Genomic DNA, 4,494 nt, shown 5'->3' with positions numbered 1-4,494 from the left:
TGGTATAAACCTCGATTTGAATGTTGTCCTCAACGAACATGTCAATCTCTTTCTTGGAAGCACTCAACACGAGTTCGTACTGCTGTTTGTCAATCATTTCACTTTCACCACCACTAAGGGTTGGTAGTTATCCATTTCCAAGTGCCACTCAACCACGTCGAATAGATGGGGTTTGTTCACCATCTTTTCATCAAGTTCTTCCTTAGTGTCCTCAATCTTCATGGGATAGATAATGCGGTATTGCGTATCTTTTTTCATGTGTTTTAAAAACGATTGCAACGTCATTTCATTCCACCTCAACCTTTGGATTTTCCAACATGCTGTTCGTGAAAGCCACGTAGTCTTTGTTAGGGCGTTTGAGCATGATGTCGCCCATCGCACCGTAGAACACACTTTTTTTAATCAGCACGTTTTTGCCCTTTAGAACGTTTTTTAATACGGTCTTGATACTTCTCTCATGTGGGGTTCTCTGAACGTCCTCTAAGGCTCTCTTGACGATGTTAGCCATGTTTAACACGCCCTCGTCTTTCATTTCCTCGTGCTTGATGAACACGATGGGAGTTTTGCCGTAGTAACGTATGCTCGTCCCAATGTTGATAACCCTCACATCTTCCCTCAGTATCTTGCCGTTGTTGTTGGGGTACACTTGGTATGACACCATGAGGTTTGGTTTGTCAAAGTCCACCTGTTCTTCTCCCATGTAAATCTTTAATAGTCTTGTAATCTTCTCTTGCTTTACTGCCGTTGTTTCATTCAATGTTGTTCTCTCCTTTCATTTTCTATTCCCCTTTAAAGTTGAATAATGGTTTAAATATTTCATAAGATGATAAATATGGTTCAATGTCTTTCAAGATGGTTTCAATACCTTTATAGGCTCTTGGTGATTCATCTAATGTGTTTTGGTTAATCGTAGGTGAAATAACATTCTTCATATCCTCTTTATAAGTTTCTAAATCAAGTTCTGCAAATGCTCTTGTTCTGCTTAATACACGTCCAGCACCATGAGGTAATGAGAAGTTTACATTTTCAGTATTTGAAGAAACACCAACAATAATCCCATCTCTCATATTTATTGGTATGATAACACGAGTTCCATGATTTGCATTTATTGAACCTTTTCGTAATATCATTGTCCCATCTTCTAAAAACTCAACATAATTATGTATCGTGTTTATCATCGTTCTTACAGTTACATAATCTTTGTTTATTGAGCATAGAGTTGTATAAACATCTCTCAATATTTTTTCCCTATTCATTCTTGCCACTTCTATGGTTTCAGTTAATTCTTTTTTATACAATTCAACACCATAAATATTTAAGTCAAGATATGGTATAGGTTCGATAATAAGTTCTTCTTTCTTTTTCTTAATATATTTTTGTCTTTCTTTTGGTTCTATCAATTCTAATTCTTCTTTCGATACTGAATGGTATCTATATTGAAATTGTTGCTTTGCTTCTTCATAATGTTTTTTAAATACCATTCCACCTATTGAACGACTACCGCTATGAACCGTAATAAGCGTGTCTTTGCCATTAGTTCCTATCTCAACAAAGTGATTCCCATTTCCTAATGTTCCATAATCGGTTAGACTTCCACCATCAAGTCTTTTATTGACACGAATAATGTCTTTTGCAATCATTGAGAATGTCTTTAGATCCTTATTTGATATAACAATATCATTTAACAAATAAGATGTCATTCCGCAACCAATATCAGCAGAAACAAATGTAGGCGGTACAAGATTTTTCTTTAGTGTCATTGTGAATCCAACAGGAACATCTTTTCCTTTATGAGCGTCAGCCATTAACACAACAGTTTCTCCATCAAATAATGTCTTATTTTCTTCTATCATTTTATTTACTTCATCTACTAATCCATCTTCTAATAGTGAAGCCTTTACAATTAAATTAGTTCCCATCATTTTCTCCTTTCAATCTTCCATATCCTTTTAATTGTTGGTTCAAATCGTAGACGTATCTTGCAATGTGCTTGAAAGTCTTGCACTCAATAACCGTTTGTGGTTCAGGTTCAAACACGAAACCGTCCACGTACCAACCCACACTACCTGTAACCCTGTTGATGATTGCCTTGCCTTTCTTAACGAAGTTTATCACCCCATACTTGATTTCTGGATTGTTGCCATCGTAAACATTGATAGAGTCCGTAAAGTTGTTGCTAAGTCTGATGTACGTAACACCGTTAAGATACGTGTACTTGTTCTCGTCAGTTAGGTTTGCTTTAGTTTGCTTGTTCATTGTTCATCTCCTAAAATAGTTTTCTAAAAATCTCAACTAAAACGTTCACAACAATGCTATTTCCTGCGAGTTTATATGCTTGTGTATCGCTTACTTGGGATAAGATGATGTCAATATCAGTTTCACTTACGTCCATAAGTCTTAGTGCTTCTCTTGGAGTAAGTTTCCGGATTCTAAATAGCGTTACCCCATCACTTCCCACAATATAAGTTTTTCCATCAATCACTTGAATATAATTTTTTGATTGCAAATTAGCAACAATAGTTTTTACTTTTTCTACAATTCCAATATCGTTGCCACTTGTTTTAATGGTTTGGATCATTCCCTTTTGCACTACACCACGTTTTTGATGTGGACGGTTGATATACACGCCATCTCCATCGTGTGCTTCCGTGCTTCCGGTATAGCAATATAGGGTTCAACTACCTTGAATCTTCCATCGGATAATATTGTTGGTGATATTTCACTTTGTGGTTGCCTCTTAAATCTATCACTTGAATGTGTGTCAATTATATAAGGTTCTAATACGTAATTGCTTTCGGGTCTATCGAGTTTTGTTGTAATAGTTCGTGAAACTTTATTGCCATCAGTTAAACCATCAATGAACTTGTCTTTTCTATTGTAGTTAACAACCTCTTTTATCATTTGGTTAATAAAATTTTCATTAAGATAATATTTTTCATCTACTTTATCTTCCAAATAATCTTTCAATGATTTTACCAATTTTCTTGGTTTAGGGAATTCATAATAATATTCGCCAAGAATGGATAGGATAAATACTCTATCACGATTTTGTGCAACTTCGTAATCTTTAGCATTTAAAACATCACTATATGATGTATACCCTAATTTTTCAAGTCTTAATTGTATTTCTCTCCAATCCTTAGCAAATGACTGACTAAATAATGCCCTCACATTCTCCATCAACAATACCTTAGGTCTTTCATCATGAGGGGTTTTTTCTATGGTATCAAGAAACACATAACCATAGTTTGACCTACTACCCTCAACCATTCCTCTTTGATGACCAGCCAACGATATGTCCTGGCAAGGGAAAGACCACGTGCAAATATCAATATTTTTCGGGAATCTATCGAACGAGCCTATGCCACCATAGTTTTTATGTGTTCCATGTAATTTATCATATACTCTAATAGCATATTTATCAATCTCGCTATACCCCACAACATCAACATTAACACCTAAACGCTTTAATGCCATAAATTGACTACCATAGCCTGAAAACGCTTCAAATAATTTTATAGGTTTATGCTTAAACTTAAATTCTTCATGCAACATTTCAAATATATTCATTACCAACAACCATGCCATTCTATAACTTCATCTTCGTTGTATAATCTTCCACCATCAGGGAACATTACAAAATATTCTTTTGTAAATTGATGGATCTGTGTGATAATTCCTATTTTGTTATCATGCGTTTTCACAATGTTCCCAAATTTATATTGCATTTTTTTAGGTTCTTCTTTTTCTTTAACTATATGAGATACCCTATCAAGAACAGGTCTATAAGAGTAATCAAAAACCAATGTTTCATAAACCTCTTCTTTATTATCTCCTTGTCTTACTGTTGTAACCCAAACTTTAGCCTTTACGATTTCTCCACCAATTACATTATGTTCCCAATCAATTATTTCAACCTTTTTAATTTCGTTTTTAATATTAGCATTTGCCACTTTAATTGCTTTTAAAATACATTCTGTTCCATTCATAATCTTACTTCCCCTCTCCTAATTTTAATGTTGATGTATCACCAATCATAACCTTTTGATTGACCTCTTGAGTTACCACACGTTTATAGATTTCGATGAAGTCTTTTCTCACGTAGGGTATGTCATCGGTCATGAGGTTCTTGAAACGGCTTCTAAGTTCTTTGAGCGAGTTCGCACAAGCCTCTTTGCCATCACCCTTAAGTTGTTCAGTTGTAGTTTCGATGTCATAACGGTTTCGCTTTAAGAGACCGTAGGTCAGTTCCCACGCTTCCTCACCGCTTGGCTCTCTCAATAACACCATGTCTTTCATGTGCTGTATCAAATGCGTAGGTGATTGAGGCGGATAGATGTTGTTCATGCAGTAACTTTTAATGAGTTCCTTAAACGTGTTGTCGTCAAGGTTTTGCAACGCCTCATACCACACGCTAACCACAAGTTGATTATCCAAGTCCACCTTGAAGTTCACGTAAAATGCGTTCAATGTTTCCATCATCGAAGCAAATAC

8 protein-coding genes are annotated in these 4,494 nt (G+C 35.4%); all 8 read right to left on the bottom strand.

Annotated features, from left to right (window positions below; genetic code table 11):
• Positions 1-93: 93 nt before the first annotated feature.
• Positions 94-285: a hypothetical protein gene (locus JU82_RS05250; RefSeq protein WP_037947526.1), complete on the bottom strand. Its 192-nt coding sequence runs from the start codon at positions 283-285 to the stop codon at positions 94-96.
• A 1-nt stretch (position 286) separates the two neighbouring features.
• Positions 287-757 carry a hypothetical protein gene (locus JU82_RS05245; RefSeq protein WP_037947524.1) on the bottom strand — a complete coding sequence of 157 codons (471 nt, stop codon included), beginning with the start codon at positions 755-757 and terminating at the stop codon, positions 287-289.
• A 22-nt stretch (positions 758-779) separates the two neighbouring features.
• On the bottom strand, positions 780-1,919 hold the full coding sequence (locus tag JU82_RS05240) for an RtcB family protein (protein ID WP_037947521.1): 1,140 nt from the start codon (positions 1,917-1,919) through the stop codon (positions 780-782).
• The gene (locus JU82_RS05235) at positions 1,909-2,256 is read right to left on the bottom strand and encodes a hypothetical protein (RefSeq protein WP_037947518.1); all 348 of its coding nucleotides are present in this window, start codon (positions 2,254-2,256) and stop codon (positions 1,909-1,911) included. The genes JU82_RS05240 and JU82_RS05235 overlap by 11 nt, the downstream gene beginning before the upstream one ends.
• A gap of 10 nt (positions 2,257-2,266) precedes the next feature.
• Complete coding sequence (locus tag JU82_RS05230; RefSeq protein ID WP_294892211.1) at positions 2,267-2,626, bottom strand: DNA cytosine methyltransferase; 360 nt, start codon at positions 2,624-2,626, stop codon at positions 2,267-2,269.
• On the bottom strand, positions 2,590-3,588 hold the full coding sequence (gene dcm / locus JU82_RS11795; RefSeq protein ID WP_294892209.1) for a DNA (cytosine-5-)-methyltransferase: 999 nt from the start codon (positions 3,586-3,588) through the stop codon (positions 2,590-2,592). The genes JU82_RS05230 and dcm overlap by 37 nt, the downstream gene beginning before the upstream one ends.
• A complete protein-coding gene (locus tag JU82_RS05220; RefSeq protein ID WP_037947513.1) occupies positions 3,570-3,989 on the bottom strand; it encodes a hypothetical protein in 420 nt (139 codons plus the stop codon). The genes dcm and JU82_RS05220 overlap by 19 nt, the downstream gene beginning before the upstream one ends.
• Before the next feature lie 4 nt (positions 3,990-3,993).
• Positions 3,994-4,494, bottom strand: a 501-nt coding sequence (locus JU82_RS05215; protein WP_037947511.1) for a hypothetical protein, incomplete at its 5' end; no start/stop codon positions are given.

This window comes from Sulfuricurvum sp. MLSB (genome assembly GCF_000747095.1).
In the GTDB taxonomy this organism is placed as follows: Bacteria; Campylobacterota; Campylobacteria; order Campylobacterales; family Sulfurimonadaceae; genus Sulfuricurvum.
Note: the sequence above shows the minus strand (reverse complement) of the source record. Positions and strands in the feature narration are given on the sequence as shown.